An 18,022-nucleotide genomic window follows, 5' to 3' on the forward strand; every position below is an offset into this window, starting at 1 on the left:
TGCCTCCATCCACATCTATCCGAGTCGGGCTTCGACCACGCTCACCGCCGATGCAGTAGGCACGAGCCGCGTGAGGCGCAGCTTCGCCTTCGCGAGAAGCGTGACGTACTCTTGTTCGGTCCGCTCCTGGCCTCCTGGTCCGACGAGCATCATCATGTCGAGCATTTTCCCCGGATGGAAAGTGTCGCCCGTGGGAAGCACCATCTCGATGATCAAGAGCCGGCTGTCCGAACGCATCGCGCGCCTGCAGCTGCCCAGGATTGTGAGGCACTGCTCCTCTGACCAATCGTGAATGACGTGTGAAAGAAGATACGCATCACCATCGGCGGGAACGCTCTCGAAGAAACTGCCCGCTTCGATCGTGACGCGGCCCGTGAGACCGCGTGCTGCAATGAAGGCGGGGGCATCGCGCACCACATGCGGCAGGTCGTAAAGAATCCCGCGTGAATGGGGAAAACGGCCGAGGATTGTGGTCAACAGATTGCCGGTGGCTCCACCCACGTCCACGATCGTTTTCAACGCGGAAAAATCATAGGCGGCGGCGACTGCGGCGGGTTCCTCTCCATGAACGCCAACCATGGTTTCGCTGAACAACGAAGCCGCCTCGGGATGCTTCGCCAACCAGTCGAAAACGGGCATGCCCAGAAGTTTTTCGAAGCCGCTCTTCCCGGTCCGCACCGAATACAGCAACTGAGCGACACCCTGTACCCACGTCTCGTTCGCGAGGGTCAGGATGGTGGCACGCGCCGAACCCGGTGCACCGGTCCTGAGCGCGTCCCCCAAGGACGTCAAAGCGAAGCGATGGGACCCGTCTTCGGTCATGATGCCGAGGCTCGCGAGCGTCCGCATGAGCCGATAGAGGGAGGGGGCATGAGTTTCCGTGGGTCCTGCGAGGTTGTCGGCGCTCTGCGGGCCTTGGGCCAGATGATCGGCGAGATTCAGTTTGGCGGCTGCATACACCACGTGAGACATCCAGTGCGCCGTACCCATCTGCACCAGTTGCACGTGAGGAGGCAAGGTCTGATTCGTGCTGTCTTGGGTCTCTGCCATGCTCAGGGACTCCTGGTTGAGGTGTATTTCGCTGCGATTCGATACTTCCTCGCAGCGGAACTGCCCGACTGGCGGCGTGAAATCCTTGGGTAGGCTGCACCTTACAGGAGAAGCACTTGCCCGGCAACGTCCTGCGTGGCCGACAGAGAATCGTTACGGGCACGTCGGGGGGGGCTTCCCGGATCCGCCTCTCGGCCGCGTGCTCGAGAGGCGGCGCGTCAGCCGCTGGGGCTCGTGAGGCCAGCATGTTCGTGGGCGATGCGAACAATCTCTTGCGGGGTACGAGCTGCCTCGAAGCGCCGAAGAAGCGTGTCCGGGGATTCTGGAAGATGCTCGCAAAACTCGTTCTCGCCGAGCAGCACTTGAGCGAGAGAGGAGACGACCTCCTGCACGTTTGCTTCGCGTCGCGGCCCCAGTGTGAGTTCAATGGGGACCCAGCGTGTTACGGCGATGCGCTCGAGAAACGAGAGGGGTCGTTTGAGTCGCGCCTCGTCAATGGGCCACAGACCGCCCGTGGCGTCGAAGCAGAAGGCGTCGCGATAGCAGCCCTCACGAAAAGCTTGAAGCCTCGCCGAACAATCGGCGGGAGCGTCACTCTCGAGCCAGAACGCGATGCCTCTTCGGATGACCAGGTACGGAGACGTGGGCTGGTTCGTCATGCCGCGTTCTCCGACTCACTCTTCCCGCAGCTTGGCGAACTCTTTCAGGCCCAGGTGCACCTTGAAGCGCGAGGCGCGGCTGTCCCAGCCGGCCTCGGGATGGGTGTAGTGGAAGGCCCAGGTGCTGCCGCCGTAGCCGCTCCGCCGTTCGTAGCCGATGACCGAGAAGCGATACAACGATTCCAGCGCCTCGTCGGCACCGACGGAGTTCTCCGCCGAACGCCGCCGTTCGTACTCCTCGGTGAACTGCTCGCGCTGGAAGGTGATGGTGCTGATCGATGAGCACGCCTGCAGCGCCTCTTCCCAGCGCGGCCAGTGGGCCACGATCTCGTCGTCCAGTTCCGCCTTGAGATAGGCCGAGTATTGCTCCCGGGCGTTGATCACGTCGGGATTGCTCAGGAGAAGGGGCTCCTCCTGCCGGCGCCGGGCGTGCTGCAGCGAGGAGTTCAGGAACTTGATCACGTCCCTCGGGCGCAAGAAGGTGCGCCCCAGGATGAAGGCCCACTTGGAAGGCGAGCCGCGCGGCGCGTCCGGCGTCGTGATCGACTCCCAGGTGGCCGTAGGGCCGAGCTTGGCGCGCAGGCGAGTCCCCACCAGGTCGAGTAAGGTATCGCCGTTCCATTCCAGACGCAATGCCAGCGTCTCGCTGATCTTGTTCTTGTCGGAAAACGAGAGCTCGTCCCACAGGTCGGTCCGCAAGTAGACGACCGGGCGGATGGGGACTGGGCTGTGGCGGCAAGCCTGCCGCACCGAGCGGGCGGCGAGCACGAGGCCGGCGAGCATGCGTGCCCGCTCCTTGGTCACCGTCGAGATGCCCTGGTCGAGCTCGTCGAAGTGCAGCATCAGAGCGGGCAAGGACAGCTTCTTGGCCAGAGCGATGGTCGCCGAGAGCATGAGGTCCGAGAGGGCGTTGAGCTCCATGCCGAGCTTCAGATCGGCGCTGCCGCGATTCAGGGCGATGGCTCCCAGTTTGCAGCCGAAGACCTGGGGTTCGAAGGACATGCTCGAAAGGCGCAGCTTCGACGGCCGCAGCACGCTGTCGATCTGCGGTGAACCGGGACCGTAGTTGTCGGCGAGGAACTGCCGGATCGCTTGCGCGCTGCTCTCGCTCGATTGGGGTGCGCGCGACAGGGTCAGCCAGGCGAGCTGTACGGCAATCATGTAACGCCAGGAGGAAACGTAGGCTTCTACATCGGAGGCGCCTCGGTCGATGCGCTGGGCGTGCACGTTCCATGGGTACCCGCCCAAGTTGATCGAGCGCGACACGGTGTTGCCGTTCCCCTCCGCGAAGTGACGGACCAACGCGGTCTTGCCCGAGCCCTTGCGACCGAGGACGAGGAGCGCCTCCTGGTTGCGGATGCGGTCCACTGCGTCGGTGGTGAGGAAGTAGTCGAGAACGGCGTCGTCTTCCGCCGCCACGTCGCCGAACGAGCTCAGGTCCCGGAGCGATAGCGTCCGCGTGCCGCGCATGGCCCCTCCCGTGTGGCTGGGAACGGTCCGCCCTGCTGCAAGTTGCATACCGTCCAGAGGGGAGCGGAGGTGGCTGGAGACAGCGAGAGAACGCGCCATTTTGCTACCATGAGCGCACTTCTCGTTCGCGACGGCGTGCCGGCCCCGCGGCCGCTCGCGAGGAGGCGCGCGTGTCCCACGGACAATCGACGACACCGGAGAACAACGAGGCCATGCAGAGGCGTCTGGCGTCGCTGCGCATGGACCCGGAGGCGCGGGCCAGCCGGTCGCAGCGGCGGGCTCTCGTCGTTGCCGGTGGCGCGGCGGCAGCGGCCGCCGTGCTCGTCGCCCTGGCTCTCGGTCTCGGCGTGCGGCTGCCACAATTCGCTCGCCGCGTCCAGACAGCGCGCGTGCAGGCGGTGACCTCGGCCGAGGCCGCCGCCGTCCTCACCGCCGCGGGTTACACCTACGCGCGCCGCAAGGCGAGCGTCGGCGCCAGGATCGTCGGCCGCATCCTGGAATTGAAGGTGGACGAAGGCGACACCGTGGTGGCCGGTGCAGTCATCGCCCGGCTCGACAGCCGCGACCTCGAAGCGGCAGTGCGGGAGAACGAGGCCCGCCTCGCCGAAGTGCAGGCGAATCTGGCGGACGCCAAGCGGGAGAACGAACGGCAGCGCGCGCTCTTCGACCGCGGCGTGGTTCCGGAGGAAACGCGGGACGCTGCCGCGACGCGGCTCGACATGGCGGCGGCGCAGGTCGGCACCGCGGAGGCGGCGCTGGCGTCGGCGCGGGCTCGGCTCGACGATGCCACCATCCGCTCTCCCCTCGACGGCGTCGTCATCGAGAGGAACGCCGAGCTGGGCGAGATGGTGGCGCCCGGAGGTTTCACCACCCAGCAGAGCACCGGGGCCATCGTCCGCATCGCCGATCCCGCTTCTCTCGAGGTGGAGGCCGACATCAACGAGAGCTACATCGCCAGGCTGCGGCTCGAGCAGCCGGCGCTGGTCCAGGTGGATGCCGTGCCCGATCGCGTCTATCACGGCAGCCTGCGCCAGATCGTCCCCACCGGGGACCGGCAGAAGGCAGTCGTCCAAGTGAAGGTGAGCATCGACGATCGCGACCGCCGGCTGGTGCCGGACATGGGATGCAAGGTCACCTTCCTGGAAGAGAGCGCCCCGGCAACAGCCACGCCGGGGGCGCCCACCGTGCTCGTGCCCGGCGCCGCCGTGGGTCGCGACGGCGCGGCCGCCCATGTCTTCGTGCTCCGCGATGGCAAGGTGCAGAAGACGCCCATCGTCCTCGGTGAAGCGCGCGGCGATGCCTGGGTCGTACAATCGGGACTCCGCGGCGGCGAGACCGTCGTCGTGGGCCGGCTCGACGGGCTCGCCGACGGCCAGCGCGTCCGTGCCGATTGAAAGAGAAGAGAGAAAGGAGGCTCGGTGGGACACCTCGTCGAAATCCAGGGAGTGAGCAAGAGCTACCGGCGCGATCGCTTCGAGATCCCGGTGCTGCAGAACCTCGACCTGAGTGTGGCGGCGGGACAGTTCATCGCGCTGCTCGGCCCCTCGGGCTCGGGCAAGAGCACGCTGCTCAACCTGCTCGCCGGCATCGACCGGCCGTCGTCAGGGCGCATCTTGGTGCAAGGGGAAGACATCGCCGGCTTGAGCGAGAGCGCATTGGCGCCGTGGCGGCAGCGCCACGTGGGTTTCGTCTTCCAGTTCTACAACCTGATCCCGGTGTTCACCGCCTACGAGAACGTGGAGCTGCCACTCAAGCTCTTCCGTCTCGACAAGAGCAAGCGGCGCGAGAAGGTGGAGAATGCGCTGGCCCTCGTCGGCCTCGACGAGCGCATGGATCACTATCCACGCCAGCTCTCGGGCGGCCAGGAGCAACGCGTCGCCATCGCGCGCGCTCTGGTCACCGACCCGACGCTCCTGCTCGCCGACGAGCCCACCGGGGATCTCGACGCCCGTAGCGCCGCCGAGGTTCTCGACCTCCTGGGTCTGCTGAATCGCGAGCACAAGAAGACCATCGTCATGGTGACCCACGACATGCGTGCCGCCGAGCGCGCCACGCACCTCTACCATCTCGACAAGGGGACGCTCACGCCCTGGGAGCGCCCGGCACCGGCGGCCTGAAGGGAGGCGGTCTGTGGGCAAGCTCGTCTGGCGGAATCTGCTGCGGAACAAGCGGCGCACGCTGCTCACCATCGGCAGCGTCGGCGTGGCGCTGCTTCTGCTCTCGCTCTTGCTTTCCGTTCTCGCTGCCATGGGGCGCGCCGAAGGCTCCGCCGACAACCGGCTGGTGGTGCGGCACGCCATCTCTCTCACTTTCGACCTGCCCGAAGCCTACTGGCAGCAGCTCAAGATGCTGCAGCACGTGCAGGCGAGCACGACCCTCGACTGGTTCGGCGGCACTTACAAGGACGACCGGCCACAGAACTTCTTCGCCCAGTTCGCCTGCGATCCCGAGACCTTCCGCAGCGTCTGGCCGGAGTATCAGTTCGACGCGCAGCAGTACGAGACTTTCGCCTCGGAGCGCACTGCGTTCGTCGCCGGCGCGGCGCTGGCGGCGAAGCATGGTTGGAAGATCGGGGACCGCATCGTCCTCAAGGGCACGATCTATCCCACCGATCTGGAGCTCGTCCTCCGCGGCACCTACACCGAGCCCAACGCGCCGGCGGCGGAGAAGCAGATCCTCTTCCACCGCAAGTACCTGCAGGAGTCGCTGGGGAACCCGGGCACGGTGGGCACCTTCTGGCTCCGCCTCGACTCGCCCGAGAGCGTGCCGTCGGTGGTGCAAGCGGCCGAGGCCATGTTCGAGAACTCGTCGGCGCGGGTGCGCGCTGAGACCGAGAAGGCATTCTCGCTTTCCTTCCTCGAGATGCTCGGCAACGTCCGGGTCCTCTTCGGTGCCATCGGCCTCGCTGTCGTCGTTTCCATCCTCTTCATGGTGGGGAACACCCTGGCCATGGCGGCCCGGGAGCGCACGCGCGAGGTGGCCATCCTCAAGACCCTGGGTTGCCGGGCCCACCAGCTGGTGGGGGCGGTCGTCGGTGAGTCCCTGGCCATCGGGCTTGTAGGAGCGTTCCTCGGGCTCCTGCTGGCGGTGGCGTTGCTCGCCACCGTTGGTCGTAGGATGGAAGAATTCTTCCCCGTCTTCGGCACGCTTCGCCTCACCCTCGGTGTCTGTCTGCTCGTGCCGCTCGTCGGCATCGGCATCGGTGTCATCGCCGGCTGGTTCCCGGCCTTCGAGGCGGTGCGCCTGCGCATCGTCGATGGTTTGCGGAGGCCGACATGAAGCTGCCCTTCAAGTACAACGCCAAGAGCCTTTTCGTGCGGCGGGGCAACACTCTGATGACGGTGGGGTCCATCGCCCTCGTGGTCCTCGTTTACATCGGTGTCCTGGGCATGGCCGCCGGACTGTCCAACTCGCTGCGCCAGAGCGGTGACGCGCTCAACGTCATCGTGCTGCGCGAAGGTGCCCGCAGTGAAACCGAGAGCGCCTTCGACCGCGAGCGGCAGCGGCTGGTGGAGAGTCTGCCCGGCGCCGCCACCGGCAGCGACGGGGCGCCGCTCGTTTCCAGCGAGCTCGTCACCTTGCAGATCTTCCCGCGCGCCGACGGCAAGGAGAGCAACGTGGCGCTGCGCGGGATGGGCGTGCAAGGTCCGGCGCTGCGCGCGGGTTTCCGACTCGTGCAAGGCACGATGTTCCACCCCGGTGTCGGCGAGGTGATCGTCGGCGACCGTTTGGCGCAGCGCTTCCCTGGCCTGGCGATGGGGGAGGAGGTCAACTTCGGCAGGCTCCGCTTCCGGGTGGTGGGGACATTCCGCACCGGCGGCAGCTTCGATTCCGAGGTTTGGGGGGCGATGGAGGACTTCGGCAACGCCTTCCGGCGCGAGGATGTGTCGGCGGTGTTGCTCCGCGCCGCCACGCCCGAGGGGGCGGATGCGCTCATCGCCCGGGTGCAAGGCGAGCAGCGCTTGCGCCTGCAGGCGAAGCGCGAAACCGAGTACTACGCCGACCAGACCACCGCGACGGCGACACAGTTCATTGCTCTCGGCACCGCGCTCGCCGTGCTGATGGCGCTCGGGGCCTGCTTCGCGGCGGCGAACACCATGTACGCCCACGTGGCGGCCCGGGCGCAGGAGATCGGCACGCTCCGCGCCCTCGGCTTCCGGCGCCGCAACATCCTCGGTGCCTTCCTCACCGAGGCGGCGCTGCTCGGTCTAGTGGCCGGCGCCGCCGGCGTGTTGTTGGCACTGCCGCTCAACGGTCTCACCACCGGCACCACGAACTTCGTCACCTTCAGCGAGCTCTCCTTCACCCTGCGCACGACGCCCTCGGTGCTCGCCATCGGCGTCCTGTTGGCTCTCGCCACCGCCGTGCTCGGTGGCTTCCCGCCGGCTCTGGCCGCAGCGCGCCGGCCCATCACGGCATTGCTCCGGGAAAGTGGCTGACCCAGGCGCACTCACGCCAAGGTCTTGCGGAAGCGCGAGGCCGCTAGCGACAACAATCCGACACCCAGGACGAAGAGCGTGAGGAGTTGCCGCCAGAGATCGACGACACCGGCATCCTTCAAGAAGATGCCGCGCACGATCTCCAGATAGTGACGCACTGGATTCAACATCGTGAGCCACTGGAAGACGGCGGGCATGCTTTGCACCGGGAAGAGGAAGCCCGAAAGCAGCATGATGGGCATGAAGAAGAGAAAGCTGGCCAGGAAGGCTTCCTGCTGCGTCTTCGACACCGTGGAGAGCAGAAGGCCCAGTCCAAGACCGGAGCCCAAGTAGAGCACGCTGGCGCCGAGCAGCAGCCAGGGGTTGCCGGTAAACGGAACATGGAACCACAAGCGGGCTACGCTGGAGATGACGACGACGTCGATGAGGCCGACGATGCCGAAGGGCAGGCTCTTGCCCACGACGAGCTCGAGCGGCCGCAGCGGGCTCACCATGAGCTGTTCCAGAGTGCCGATCTCCCGCTCGCGCACCACCGCCAAGGCAGTGAGCAGCAGGCACACCAGCATCATGATCACGCCGACGACGGCGGGCACATTGTAGTTGCGACTGGCGAGATCCGGGTTGTACCAGGCACGGGCGCGCAGGTCCACCGGCATCCGACCGGCCGCGCCGGCGGTGCGCACCCCCCAGGCCTGGAGGATGCGCTCCGCATAGCCCTGGGCCACGGTGGCGGTGTTGGAGTTGGTGCCGTCCAGCACCAGCTGCACTTCCGTGCCCTGGGGCGAACGCAGATCCGCCGCGAAACCCACCGGGATCTCGAGGCCGACGGTGACCTTGCCGTGCTCCAGGGCGCGAACGAGGTCCTCCGGATGCGGCGAGCCGCCGACGATGTCGAAGTACCCCGAAGCGGCGAAGACATCCACGAGGGCCCGCGAGGCGGCGCTGCGGTCGTGGTCGACGACGAAGGTGCGCGTGTGGCGCACGTCCGTGGACACGGCATAGCCGAAGACGATGAGCTGCACCACGGGGGCGACGAAGATGACGCGCAGCATGCGGGGATCGCGGAAGACCTGGCGGAACTCTTTCCGCACCAGCACGCCGATGCGTTCCAGGGCGGGTGGCGGTCTCCACCGTTGCGAGAGCCTGACGGTGCCCGTCGTCATTCCAGCTCCTTGCGGTAGTTGTGGACGGCAAGGGTCAGGCCCGCGAGGGCGAAGGCCACCATGAGCAGTGCGTCGTAGTAGAGCACGTGCATGCCCACGCCCTTGAGGAAGATGCCGCGGGTGACGGTGAGGAAGTAGCGGGCCGGGACCAGATAGGTCACGAGTTGCAGGGGCTTCGGCATCACCGCGATGGCGAACATGAAGCCCGAGAGCAGGAAGGCCGGCATGAAGGTGGCGAGCATGGCCAGCTGCGTGGCCAGGAGCTGCGAGCGAGCCACGGCAGAAATGAACATTCCCAGGCCCAGTGCCCCGGCCAGGAAGAAGAAGGAGAGCACCATGAGCAGCACGGGCTCGCCCCGGAAGGGCACGCGGAAGAGCAGGACGCCGAGCACCGAGACCATGACCACGTCGGTCAAGCCGATGGCGAGGTAGGGCAGGAGCTTGCCCAGCACCAGTTCGACCCGTGACACCGGTGTCGAGGCCAGCTGCTCCATCGTGCCCCGCTCCCACTCGCGGGCGATGGTGAGCGACGTCAGCATGGCGGCGATGATCATCATGATCACCGCCACCAGACCGGGCACGATCATGTTGCGGCTCTTGAGCTCCTCGTTGAACCACACCCGCGTCTCAGTACGGAGCGGCAGAACCTGCACGCGCGACGCCATTCGTCTGGCGAAGCTGGCCACGATGGCCTCGGTGTAGCCGAGCGCGATGGTAGCGGTGTTGGCGTCGCTGCCGTCCAGGTTGGCCTGGAGCTTCGCCGTCCGCCCGCCGTCCAGGTCGGCGGCGAAGTCCGGCGGCACCACGAGGACGAGCTGCGCCCGTCCGGCGCGGAGCAGCGCGTCGGTCTCCCGGGGTCGCTCCAAACGCGCCACGATGTCAAAATAACCCGAGCTCTGGAATTCGTCCACCAGCTCCCGGCTCCGAGCGGTGCCGTCCTGATCCAGGATGGCGAGAGCGATGTGGTTCACGTCCCAGGTGATGGCGTAGCCGAAGAGGAGCAGGAGGAGCACCGGCAGCAGGAAGGCGAGGATCAGGCTGCGCGGATCGCGCCGCAACTGCACGATCTCCTTCCGCGCCACCGCCAACAATCGCATCCGGTCCGGCATACGCTGCACCTCAGCCCACGATGGCGCCACCTTCGGCCCGCACCAGGGCGATGAAAACGTCCTCCAGCGAGGGAGCGACTGCGGAGATCTCGCGTAGCTCGATCCCCCGAGCCGCGAGGGCTGCCGGGATGGCCTGGTTCGCCACCTCTCGGTCGCTGACCTGCACATGCACGGTGCGGCCGAAGATCCCAGCGTCCACGACCCCTGGAACATCCTGGAGGACCTGCGTCGCGGCGACGGCGTCAGCGACGCGGAGCTCCAGCAGCGGCTCCCGCAGCCGGTCGCGGACGCGCGAAGGCGAGTCCAGGGCGATCAGGCGGCCGCGATTCATGAGTGCGAGCCTGTGGCAATACTCGGCTTCGTCCATGGCGTGGGTACTCACCAGCACCGTACGCCCAGCGGCGGCCATTTCCTGGATGAGCTCCCAGAAGCGCCGGCGCGATAGCGGGTCGACCCCCGAGGTCGGTTCGTCGAGGAAGAGGAGGGGAGGCTCGTGCAGGACGGCGCAGCCGAGGGCGAGGCGCTGCTTCCAACCGAGGGGCAGCGAGCCCGTGAGTTGCCGCTTCTCGGCCGCGAGACCTGCCATCTCCAGCACCCAGTCGCGCCGCTCCGCCCGCTGCGCCCGCGGCACTCCATAGAGCCCGGCGAAGAACTCGATGTTCTCCTCTACGGTGAGATCACCATAGAGCGAGAAGAGCTGCGACATGTAGCCGATGCGGCGCTTGATCGCCTCCGCTTCCCGCAGTAGGTCGAGGCCGTCCACGCGGCCCTTCCCGGCGCTCGGACGCAACAGCCCCGCGAGCATCTTGATCGTCGTGGTCTTGCCCGCGCCGTTGGGGCCGAGGAAGCCCATGATCTCGCCGCGCTCGACCGTGAAGGAGACGTGGTCCACCGCCGTGAAGGCACCGAACCGCCGCGTCAGTTCTTCGACCTCGATGGCCTTTTCCCCGTTCACGCGGTCCCCGCTCATGTCGTCACCACCGCAGTGATATGCTCGATGAAGGCGTCCTCCATGGATGGCTCGACCGGCCGCACCTCGAGGACGGCGAGACCGGCTGCCTCCAAGGCTTGCTGCAGCGCCTCGGCCCCGGCGCGGACCGGGTCCACGGTGACGTGCAGGGAATCGCCGAAGAGGACGACGCGCCGCACTCCGGAGACCGCCTGCAACACGCCGCGGCCGCGCCTCGCGTCATCGACGCGCACGCCATAGACCGCACCGGCGAGCCGTGCTTGCACGCGCTCGGGCGAATCCAGCGCCACGATGCGGCCCTGGTGCAGCAACGCCACCCGGTCCATGCGCTCCGCTTCGTCCATGTACGAAGTGCTGACCACAACGGTCGTCCCTCGGCTCACCATCTCGTGGACAATGAGCCAGAGCTGCCGGCGCGACACCGGGTCGACGCCGAAGGTCGGCTCGTCCAGGAGCAACAGGCGCGGCTGGTGGATCAGGGCACAGGAAAGGCCGAGCTTCTGCTTCATGCCTCCGGAGAGTTGTCCCGCGAGGCGGCTCTGGAAGGGGCCGAGTCCGGAGAAAGCGAACAGGCGCTCGCGGCGCGCCGGACGCTCGGCTCGCGGTACGCGGTAGAGATCGGCGTAAAAATCCAGGTTCTCTCGCACGGTGAGATCGGCATAGAGACCGAAACGCTGCGACATGTAGGCGAGCTCTCGTTTGACCGCCTCTGGAGCGCGCACGACGCTGTGGCCGAGAATCAAGGCGTCACCGGCCGTGGGCCGGAGCACCGCGGCCAGCAAGCGGAGCGTCGTCGTCTTGCCAGCGCCATCGGGACCGACGAGGCCGAAGAGCTCCCCGGGCGCCACGGTGAAGCTGAGAGCATCTACGGCGACGCGCTCGCCGAAGCGCCGGGTCAGCTCGAGCACTTGGACGGCGCTCTCGCCGCTCATGGCGCCATCTCCAGTCGCACGTCCACCGGCATGCCCGGCTTGAGATCGGAGCGCGGGTCTTCCAGGATGCGCACCTTCACCGCGTACACGAGCTTCACCCGTTCCTCCGTGGTCTGCACGGATTTAGGCGTGAACTCGGCTTCGCTGGCGATGAAGCTCACCTCGCCGCGATAGTCCTTGCCGGGGTAGGTGTCGCAGGTGATGAAGGCCGGGGCGCCCAAGCGCACCGCGGCCAGACGGTGCTCAGGGACGTAAATGCGCACCCAGCGATCGCCCCGATTCAGGACGGTGAGGATCGGCGTCCCGGCGGCGACGATCTCGCCCGGTTCGTGGTGGCGCACGCTGACGACGCCGGCGAAGGGCGCCCGGACCACCATGTGCTCCAGCATGGCGTCGATGACGCGGAGCGCCGCTTCGGCCTGCGCGAGCTGCGCCCGCTGCGCCGCGATCTTCTCTCGCCGCGGCCCGCTTCGCACCAGCTGCCAGTGTTGCTCCGCCTGTTGCTCCAGGCTGCGGGCCACGTCGAGAGCCAGCGCTGCCTTGTCCAGCGACTCCTGGCTCACCGCGCCGCCCTCGCGCAAGCGCCGCGTGCGCTCCAGGTCCCGCTCTGCATCCTCCCGGCGCTGCGCCGCCTCGGTCCGCGCCGCCTCTGCTTGCGTGATCTCCTCGCTGCGCGACCCCCGTTCCAGCTCGCTGAGGACGGCACGGTTGGCCTCGATCTCCGCCTGCGCCTGCTCGTGCCGCGCTTGCATCTCGGCGCGATCGAGACGGCCCAGTTCGTCCCCGACACCGACCGCGTCGCCCTCCCGCGCTCCCACGGTCTCGATACGTCCGGCGGTTTGGAACCCCAACTGCGCTTCCGTGGCCTCCACAGTTCCCGAAGCGACGAAGGAGCCTTGAGGCGATCTGTCGCGCGAAAGCACTGCGTACGTGCCGATGCCGAGGACGAGGACGACAGGAGCCAACATGCGTTTCTTCGGCTTCATGGGCGGTTCTCCAGGTTGCGGCGTAGCCACTCCAGGTCGAGCTGGCCGCTGTGCAGGGCGAGCTCACTACGCGCGGCGATCTCGCGGTGACGCGAGTCGATGAGACGGGCTTGTGCATCGAGGAGGTCCGCTTCGGCATCGAGGTAATCCACCTGCGTTCCCGTCCCCGTCTCCAGAGTGAGCTTGCGGATGCGGACCACCTCGGCGAAGCGACGTACGGCGATGTCCAGGCTGGCACCACGGGCGCGAGCTTCCTCGACGTCGCTCCGCGCCTGGTCGAGGCCGCGGTCGATTTCGAGGGCCGCGGTCTCGGCGTCCGCGCTGGTGGCCTGCGCTTCGGCCCCAGCCGCGGCGATGGCCGCCCGCCGGGCACCGCCGGTGAACAGGGGATAGACGAGCTGCACACCGGCGCTCCACTCCAGGGCGTCGTTGCCTCCGTCGTCGTTCCAGTAATTCTCGCGCGCGAAGATTCCGAGTTCCGGCCAGCGTTCGCCCCGGGCTGCGGCGGCCGCGGCCTCGGACGCTGCCGCGGCAGCGCGCGCCTGTTGCAGGCGCGGGTTGCGTGCCTCGGCAGCGGCGGAGAGAGAGTCCGCCGGCGCCAGGATGGAATCGGCGAGCACGACGGGGACGAGCTCGCTCGCGCGGGTGGCTTCGGCCGGCACGTCGAGCAGGCGAGCCAGCTCTTGCTCGGCCAAGGCGAGCACCGCCACGCGCTCCACTCGGTCCGCTTCTGCCCGTTGTACCTCGGCATCTGCCTGCAGGCGATCCACCTCGGCCGCCCGGCCGGTAGCCAGCAGGTGTTCCACTCGGGTGCGCTCGGCACGCAATGCTTCGAGGCGGCGGTCGTGCGCTGCCAGCAGCTCGCGACGGCCCAGCACCTGCAGGTAGGAGAGGACGACGTTCTGGAGCATTTCCTGGGCCGTGGCGCCGGCGCTGGCGCCAGCAGCGCCGGCTCGGGCGCGCGCCTCGCGCACGCGCCCGCTGCGCGCGCCGTCGAAGACGGTGTACCCGAGCTCCAGCGTGGCGTGATAGAGCGTGCGCGCGAAGGGCGGGACCAGGCTCGGCGTGAAGCCGTGGATCGGATAGACGAGCATTGGCTCCTCGTAACGCGTCGCTGTACCGGACAGAGCTAGACTCGGAAACCAGTCGGCTTTGGCTACGCCGATCGCCTTCTGCGCCTGGTCGCGTCGCGCCGCCGCCGCCTGCACCGACGGGTACTGTGCCAGGGCCCGCTCCGCTGCGGCGTGCAGGGTGAGGGGTTCCGCCATCCCGCGGTCGGTCACGGCAAGTACCGCTGCCGTTGCGAAACCAAGCATTGCAGCCGTTCGCCGTCGCACCGCCCCGGACCTTCCGTTGCGGTCTCGCCTCGCAGGCGTCATCGCTCTTCTCCCTTCGCCGGGGAACTCAGGGCGCGCCGCACGAAACGCACCACGTCGTCCACCAGTTGCGCCCGCACCGTCGAATCTTGCAGACCGAGCCCCAAGACCTCGCGCAGCGGCCGTTGCGCCAGTGCCGTGTAGATCGGCTGCGACACGATGCCAATGGCCAGGTGTCGCACGTCGCCGCTCACGATGGATCCGTCGCGCTGTCCCTCCTCGAGGCAGCCGCGCAGAGCGACAAAGACGCTCCCCATGACCGCACGGACGGGGAGCGGAATAGGACGCTCCAGGGCCAGTTCGCGCAGGATGAGCGCCGGCATGTCGGGGTGCTCCGCCAGGTGTTCGAAAAAAGCCCGGATGATCTGCTCGATGCGCTGGAGCGGCGAGCCCTGCGTGGCAGCGGCGTGCTCGATACGCTCCCGCAGCGGCTGCGTCGCCTGTTGCAGGACCTCGAGGTACAGTTTCTGTTTCGACTCGAAGTAATACGTGACCGCGCCCAGGTTGGCCCTGGCCGCGCGGGTGATGTTCCGCACCGAGGCGGCATCGTAACCATGACGGGCGAACTGGCGTCGAGCCGCTTGGAGCACCTGCCGGCGTGTCTCATTCATACGTTTGTATGATATGGCAGCCCACGGGACGCGTCAAGGGGGCGGCGCAGGCTAGGCCATCGGGTCGACCGGACCCAAGACCCCGGCCAGGCCGCCTCGATGCGGTTCAGCAGACGTTCTTTGACTCCGGGTGGAAGGCTCCCTATTTTTTCCGCCGGAAGGGGATGGAGAATGCGTTCTGCATTGGTTCCGTGGATCTTGACCCTCGGTGTGAGCAGCGTCTTCGCACAGGGTTTTCCGGCACCTCCCTACCTCAGGCACTGGGGAGGGCCGGGCAGCTTGCCGGGGCAGTTTTTCGAACCGGCGGATCTGGCTGTCGCTGGCGACGGAACGGTCTACGTCGTCGACCGCGGCAACCATCGCATCCAGCGCTTTACCGCCGAGGGGGCGTTTCTCCTCGAGTGGAGCCAGAGCACCGAACAGTCGTCATTCAATAACCCGACGGGGATCGACATCGATGCCTCGGGGAATGTCTACGTGGCGGATACCTCGATCCACCTCTTCACCGCCAGCGGAGCGTACACCCGGACGATCCGTGGGCCGACCTACCGCGTCGCCGTAGATGATGGGGAGGTCTATGGGGCCGTCTACGACAGTGTCTTCGTGGAGACTCCCACGGGTCAGGTTCTGCGCGGGTGGACGATCCCCGAGGCATCCATGGGCAATCTCCACGCTGTCTGCCTGTTTGCGGACGGACGCCTGGCGGTGACCTGGCCGATCATGGACCGTATCTTCGTCATGGAACGCCATGGCAGCCAGCAAACGTCCTGGGGCGGCAACTTCGGCGTCCTGAACTCACTGGCAAGCGACGGGAAGCTGGTGTACGTAGCCGACCTCGGGCGCAGCGAGATCGTCGTTCTGACACTCGAGGGTACGGAGATCGGCAGCTTCCCGGTGACGGTGCCACAGCTCGGCGCCCTCCGTCCCGTCTCCATCGCTTTCAGTGACCAAGGCGAACTCTACGTCGTCGCGGATTCGTATGTCGTCGTGTACGCCGCGCCTACGGCGGTGGAATCGACGACCTGGTCGAAGATCAAGTCACTCTTCCGGTGACCGAGACTCTCGAGGAAGCCCTGAAGCTGAGACGTGCAGCCGCCGCTGGAAGCAGCAGGCGGTGCACTTCCTGACCGCCAGGACCGAGCTAGTGTAAGGAGATGGCGGCAGTCGAATCGAAAAGCGCCTCGGCAGGTGTCCGGGCGCGCAGCTCCGTCGCCACTTCCTCGGCCCGCTCCAGGACGCGGAGCAGGTTGAGCCCGGCGAGACGCTGCACGTCGCGGTCGGACCAGCCGCGGCGCAGGAGCTCGGCCAGCAAGGCGGGGAACTTGGACACATCTTCCAAGCCCAGCGTCCTGCCACGCATGCCGTCGAAATCGGAGCCCAGGCCCACGTGGTCGATGCCGGCAACGCGCACGACATGCTCGATGTGGTCGGCCACCTGCTGCAGAGTCGCCTGTGGTGCCGGGTGCTCGGCGCGCCAGTGCTCCAGATGCTCCTGCACCAGCGCCGTCTGTCCAGGGAGCCGGATGCCGAGCCGGGCCTTCTCGGCTTCTTCCTCCGCATCCCAGGCCATGACCTCGGCGGAGACGAACCGCGGCACGAAGGTCACCATGACCACGCCGCCGTTCGACGGCAGCCGGCGCAGCACGTCGTCGGGCACGTTGCGCAGGTGTTCCGTCAGCGCCCTGGTGGAGGAGTGGGAGAAGATCACCGGCGCGGCGCTCACGTCGAGAGCGTCGTGCATCGTCGCAGCCGAGACGTGCGAAAGGTCCACCAGCATGCCGAGACGGTTCATCTCGCGGACGATCTCGACGCCGAAGGGCGACAGACCATCCCGCGCCGGCTTGTCGCTGCAGGCGTCCGCCCAGGCGGTGTCTTTGTTGTGCGTCAGGGTCATGTAGCGGGCGCCGACGGCGTGCAGCTGGCGCAGCACCCCCAGGGAATTGGCGACGCTGTGCCCACCCTCCACACCGATGAGGCAGGCGATGTGTCCGCGCTTGTGGCAGCGCCGCACGTCCGCGGCGCCGCGGGCGAGCTCGAGATCCTCGGGATAGCGCTGCACCAGCCGGTGCACGAGATCGATCTGCTCGAGCACCTCCACCACGGCCTGGGCGGGCGCCTGCTCGGCGGGCACGTAGACAGACCAGAACTGCGCCCCCACGCCGCCGCGTCGCAGGCGTAGCAGGTCGGTTTGCAAGGTCTCCTGCGCCGCCGTGTCCTTGCCCACATCGAGCCGTGCCAGCTGTCCCTGCACCTTCTGGCGCAGTCGCCACGGCAGGTCGTTGTGCCCGTCCACCAGGGGCACGGAGCGGAGCAGCTGGCGCGCGCGCGCCTCCAGGTCCTCGGCCCCGGCGCTTCGCGTGATCAGCGTCACCAGGGCGAATAAACCGAGCATGACGAGGACATGACGCATCGGGGGCCTCCGAGCGCAGGGTGGTGCGATTCGAGAATCGCGCCGAGTCTACTCGATCCACGGCGGAGCGCGAGGGAGCTGGTGGGCGACGACGGGGGAGAGAGCCGCCGCGTCAGGGAAGGAGGATGAGTCGCGTGTCCGGCGGCAGCGAGCGATACAGATGCTGGGCGTCGGCGCGCTCGAGGACCAGTCTCAGGTGCGAGCGGCGCGTGGACAGCGCTTCACGGCATTCGGCGACCTTGTCGCGGACGGCAGCGGAGACACCGCGGAGGCCCGTCGCCGCCGTGCCGCGCGGCGAGGTCACGGTGAGAGTCAATTCGTCGCCGAAGCGCAGTCGATAGCTCGAGGGCACCGGCATCTCGTCGATGCTCGGCGGCGGCTGAAAGACCGGCAGCGTGCTGTCCGGGGCGTTCGGGTCCGGCGGGATGACCTCCAGGCGGATCTCCGGTCGCGGCGGATCCATGCGCACCGCCGGCCACGCAGTCCCGGGAAGGAAGCTGGCGTCGGCGAGGCGGACGAAGGCCACCCGCGGCACGCCTTGCTCGATGGCGAGCAGCGGGTACTCGTGGAGCGCCACCCCTGCGAGCTTGAGTCGCATGACGGCGTGCCCCGGATCGACCTCGAGATAGAAGGAGTCGCTTGCCGCCATCTCGAGTTGGAGAGCGAGGGCGGCTGCCGGATCAGGAGCCGGCGCCGGAGTCGCCGCGCGCGAGGCACTGTCGGGTTTGGCCTTGACCGCGACTGCCGCAGGCGCCAGAAGGAAGAGCGCCGCGAGCAGCCAGGCGGCGCCCAGCCGTTCCTGCTTTCTGCTCCTCGCTCTCTTCATACTCCTGCCCCCGCGCTCGCT

The 18,022-nt window shown here is 67.5% G+C and carries 17 protein-coding genes; 5 read left to right on the forward strand and 12 right to left on the reverse strand.

From position 1 onward, the window contains the following. Nucleotides 1–15: 15 nt before the first annotated feature. The 3 genes from VFE28_14365 to VFE28_14375 all read right to left on the reverse strand — a co-directional run bounded on the left by VFE28_14365 (nt 16) and on the right by VFE28_14375 (nt 3,179). Complete coding sequence (locus VFE28_14365) at nt 16–1,050, reverse strand: methyltransferase (GenBank protein ID HZM17182.1); 1,035 nt, start codon at nt 1,048–1,050, stop codon at nt 16–18. Between the two features lie 218 nt (nt 1,051–1,268). After that, nucleotides 1,269–1,709, reverse strand: coding sequence for a hypothetical protein (locus VFE28_14370; GenBank protein HZM17183.1), 441 nt, complete (start codon nt 1,707–1,709; stop codon nt 1,269–1,271). A gap of 15 nt (nt 1,710–1,724) precedes the next feature. After that, complete coding sequence (locus VFE28_14375; GenBank protein ID HZM17184.1) at nt 1,725–3,179, reverse strand: hypothetical protein; 1,455 nt, start codon at nt 3,177–3,179, stop codon at nt 1,725–1,727. Between the two features lie 170 nt (nt 3,180–3,349). Between VFE28_14375 and VFE28_14380 the strand changes: the two genes are divergently transcribed. Genes VFE28_14380 through VFE28_14395 form a run of 4 tightly spaced genes read left to right on the forward strand, consistent with a single transcriptional unit; the run spans nt 3,350 to nt 7,618 of the window. Beyond that, nucleotides 3,350–4,573, forward strand: a complete 1,224-nt coding sequence (locus tag VFE28_14380; protein HZM17185.1) for an efflux RND transporter periplasmic adaptor subunit — start codon at nt 3,350–3,352, stop codon at nt 4,571–4,573. A 24-nt stretch (nt 4,574–4,597) separates the two neighbouring features. After that, complete coding sequence (locus VFE28_14385) at nt 4,598–5,296, forward strand: ABC transporter ATP-binding protein (protein ID HZM17186.1); 699 nt, start codon at nt 4,598–4,600, stop codon at nt 5,294–5,296. Between the two features lie 13 nt (nt 5,297–5,309). Further along, a complete protein-coding gene (locus VFE28_14390) occupies nt 5,310–6,458 on the forward strand; it encodes an FtsX-like permease family protein (protein HZM17187.1) in 1,149 nt (382 codons plus the stop codon). After that, nucleotides 6,455–7,618, forward strand: a complete 1,164-nt coding sequence (locus tag VFE28_14395; GenBank protein HZM17188.1) for an FtsX-like permease family protein — start codon at nt 6,455–6,457, stop codon at nt 7,616–7,618. Before VFE28_14390 ends, VFE28_14395 begins: the two co-directional genes overlap by 4 nt. Before the next feature lie 11 nt (nt 7,619–7,629). On the opposite strand, the gene VFE28_14400 is transcribed toward VFE28_14395, so the two are convergent. The 7 genes from VFE28_14400 to VFE28_14430 are packed head-to-tail and all read right to left on the reverse strand — an operon-like array spanning nt 7,630 to nt 14,765. Beyond that, on the reverse strand, nt 7,630–8,781 hold the full coding sequence (locus VFE28_14400; protein ID HZM17189.1) for an ABC transporter permease: 1,152 nt from the start codon (nt 8,779–8,781) through the stop codon (nt 7,630–7,632). Then, the gene (locus tag VFE28_14405; GenBank protein HZM17190.1) at nt 8,778–9,890 is read right to left on the reverse strand and encodes an ABC transporter permease; all 1,113 of its coding nucleotides are present in this window, start codon (nt 9,888–9,890) and stop codon (nt 8,778–8,780) included. The genes VFE28_14400 and VFE28_14405 overlap by 4 nt, the downstream gene beginning before the upstream one ends. A gap of 10 nt (nt 9,891–9,900) precedes the next feature. Then, on the reverse strand, nt 9,901–10,860 hold the full coding sequence (locus VFE28_14410) for an ABC transporter ATP-binding protein (GenBank protein ID HZM17191.1): 960 nt from the start codon (nt 10,858–10,860) through the stop codon (nt 9,901–9,903). After that, complete coding sequence (locus VFE28_14415) at nt 10,857–11,792, reverse strand: ABC transporter ATP-binding protein (protein HZM17192.1); 936 nt, start codon at nt 11,790–11,792, stop codon at nt 10,857–10,859. Before VFE28_14415 ends, VFE28_14410 begins: the two co-directional genes overlap by 4 nt. Then, a complete protein-coding gene (locus VFE28_14420) occupies nt 11,789–12,778 on the reverse strand; it encodes an HlyD family efflux transporter periplasmic adaptor subunit (protein ID HZM17193.1) in 990 nt (329 codons plus the stop codon). The genes VFE28_14415 and VFE28_14420 overlap by 4 nt, the downstream gene beginning before the upstream one ends. Beyond that, a complete protein-coding gene (locus VFE28_14425) occupies nt 12,775–14,094 on the reverse strand; it encodes a TolC family protein (protein ID HZM17194.1) in 1,320 nt (439 codons plus the stop codon). Before VFE28_14425 ends, VFE28_14420 begins: the two co-directional genes overlap by 4 nt. A 59-nt stretch (nt 14,095–14,153) precedes the next feature. Continuing rightward, the gene (locus tag VFE28_14430; GenBank protein HZM17195.1) at nt 14,154–14,765 is read right to left on the reverse strand and encodes a TetR family transcriptional regulator; all 612 of its coding nucleotides are present in this window, start codon (nt 14,763–14,765) and stop codon (nt 14,154–14,156) included. Nucleotides 14,766–15,044: 279 nt separating this feature from the next. Between VFE28_14430 and VFE28_14435 the strand changes: the two genes are divergently transcribed. After that, nucleotides 15,045–15,818, forward strand: a complete 774-nt coding sequence (locus VFE28_14435; GenBank protein HZM17196.1) for an NHL repeat-containing protein — start codon at nt 15,045–15,047, stop codon at nt 15,816–15,818. A gap of 88 nt (nt 15,819–15,906) precedes the next feature. Here VFE28_14435 and VFE28_14440 read toward each other — a convergent pair whose 3' ends face one another. Next, on the reverse strand, nt 15,907–17,175 hold the full coding sequence (locus tag VFE28_14440; GenBank protein HZM17197.1) for a dipeptidase: 1,269 nt from the start codon (nt 17,173–17,175) through the stop codon (nt 15,907–15,909). 112 nt (nt 17,176–17,287) lie between these two features. Beyond that, complete coding sequence (locus tag VFE28_14445; GenBank protein HZM17198.1) at nt 17,288–18,001, reverse strand: hypothetical protein; 714 nt, start codon at nt 17,999–18,001, stop codon at nt 17,288–17,290. Between the last annotated feature and the right edge of the window lie 21 nt (nt 18,002–18,022).

The sequence above is a fragment of the Candidatus Krumholzibacteriia bacterium genome, from assembly GCA_035649275.1.
In the GTDB taxonomy this organism is placed as follows: domain Bacteria; phylum Krumholzibacteriota; class Krumholzibacteriia.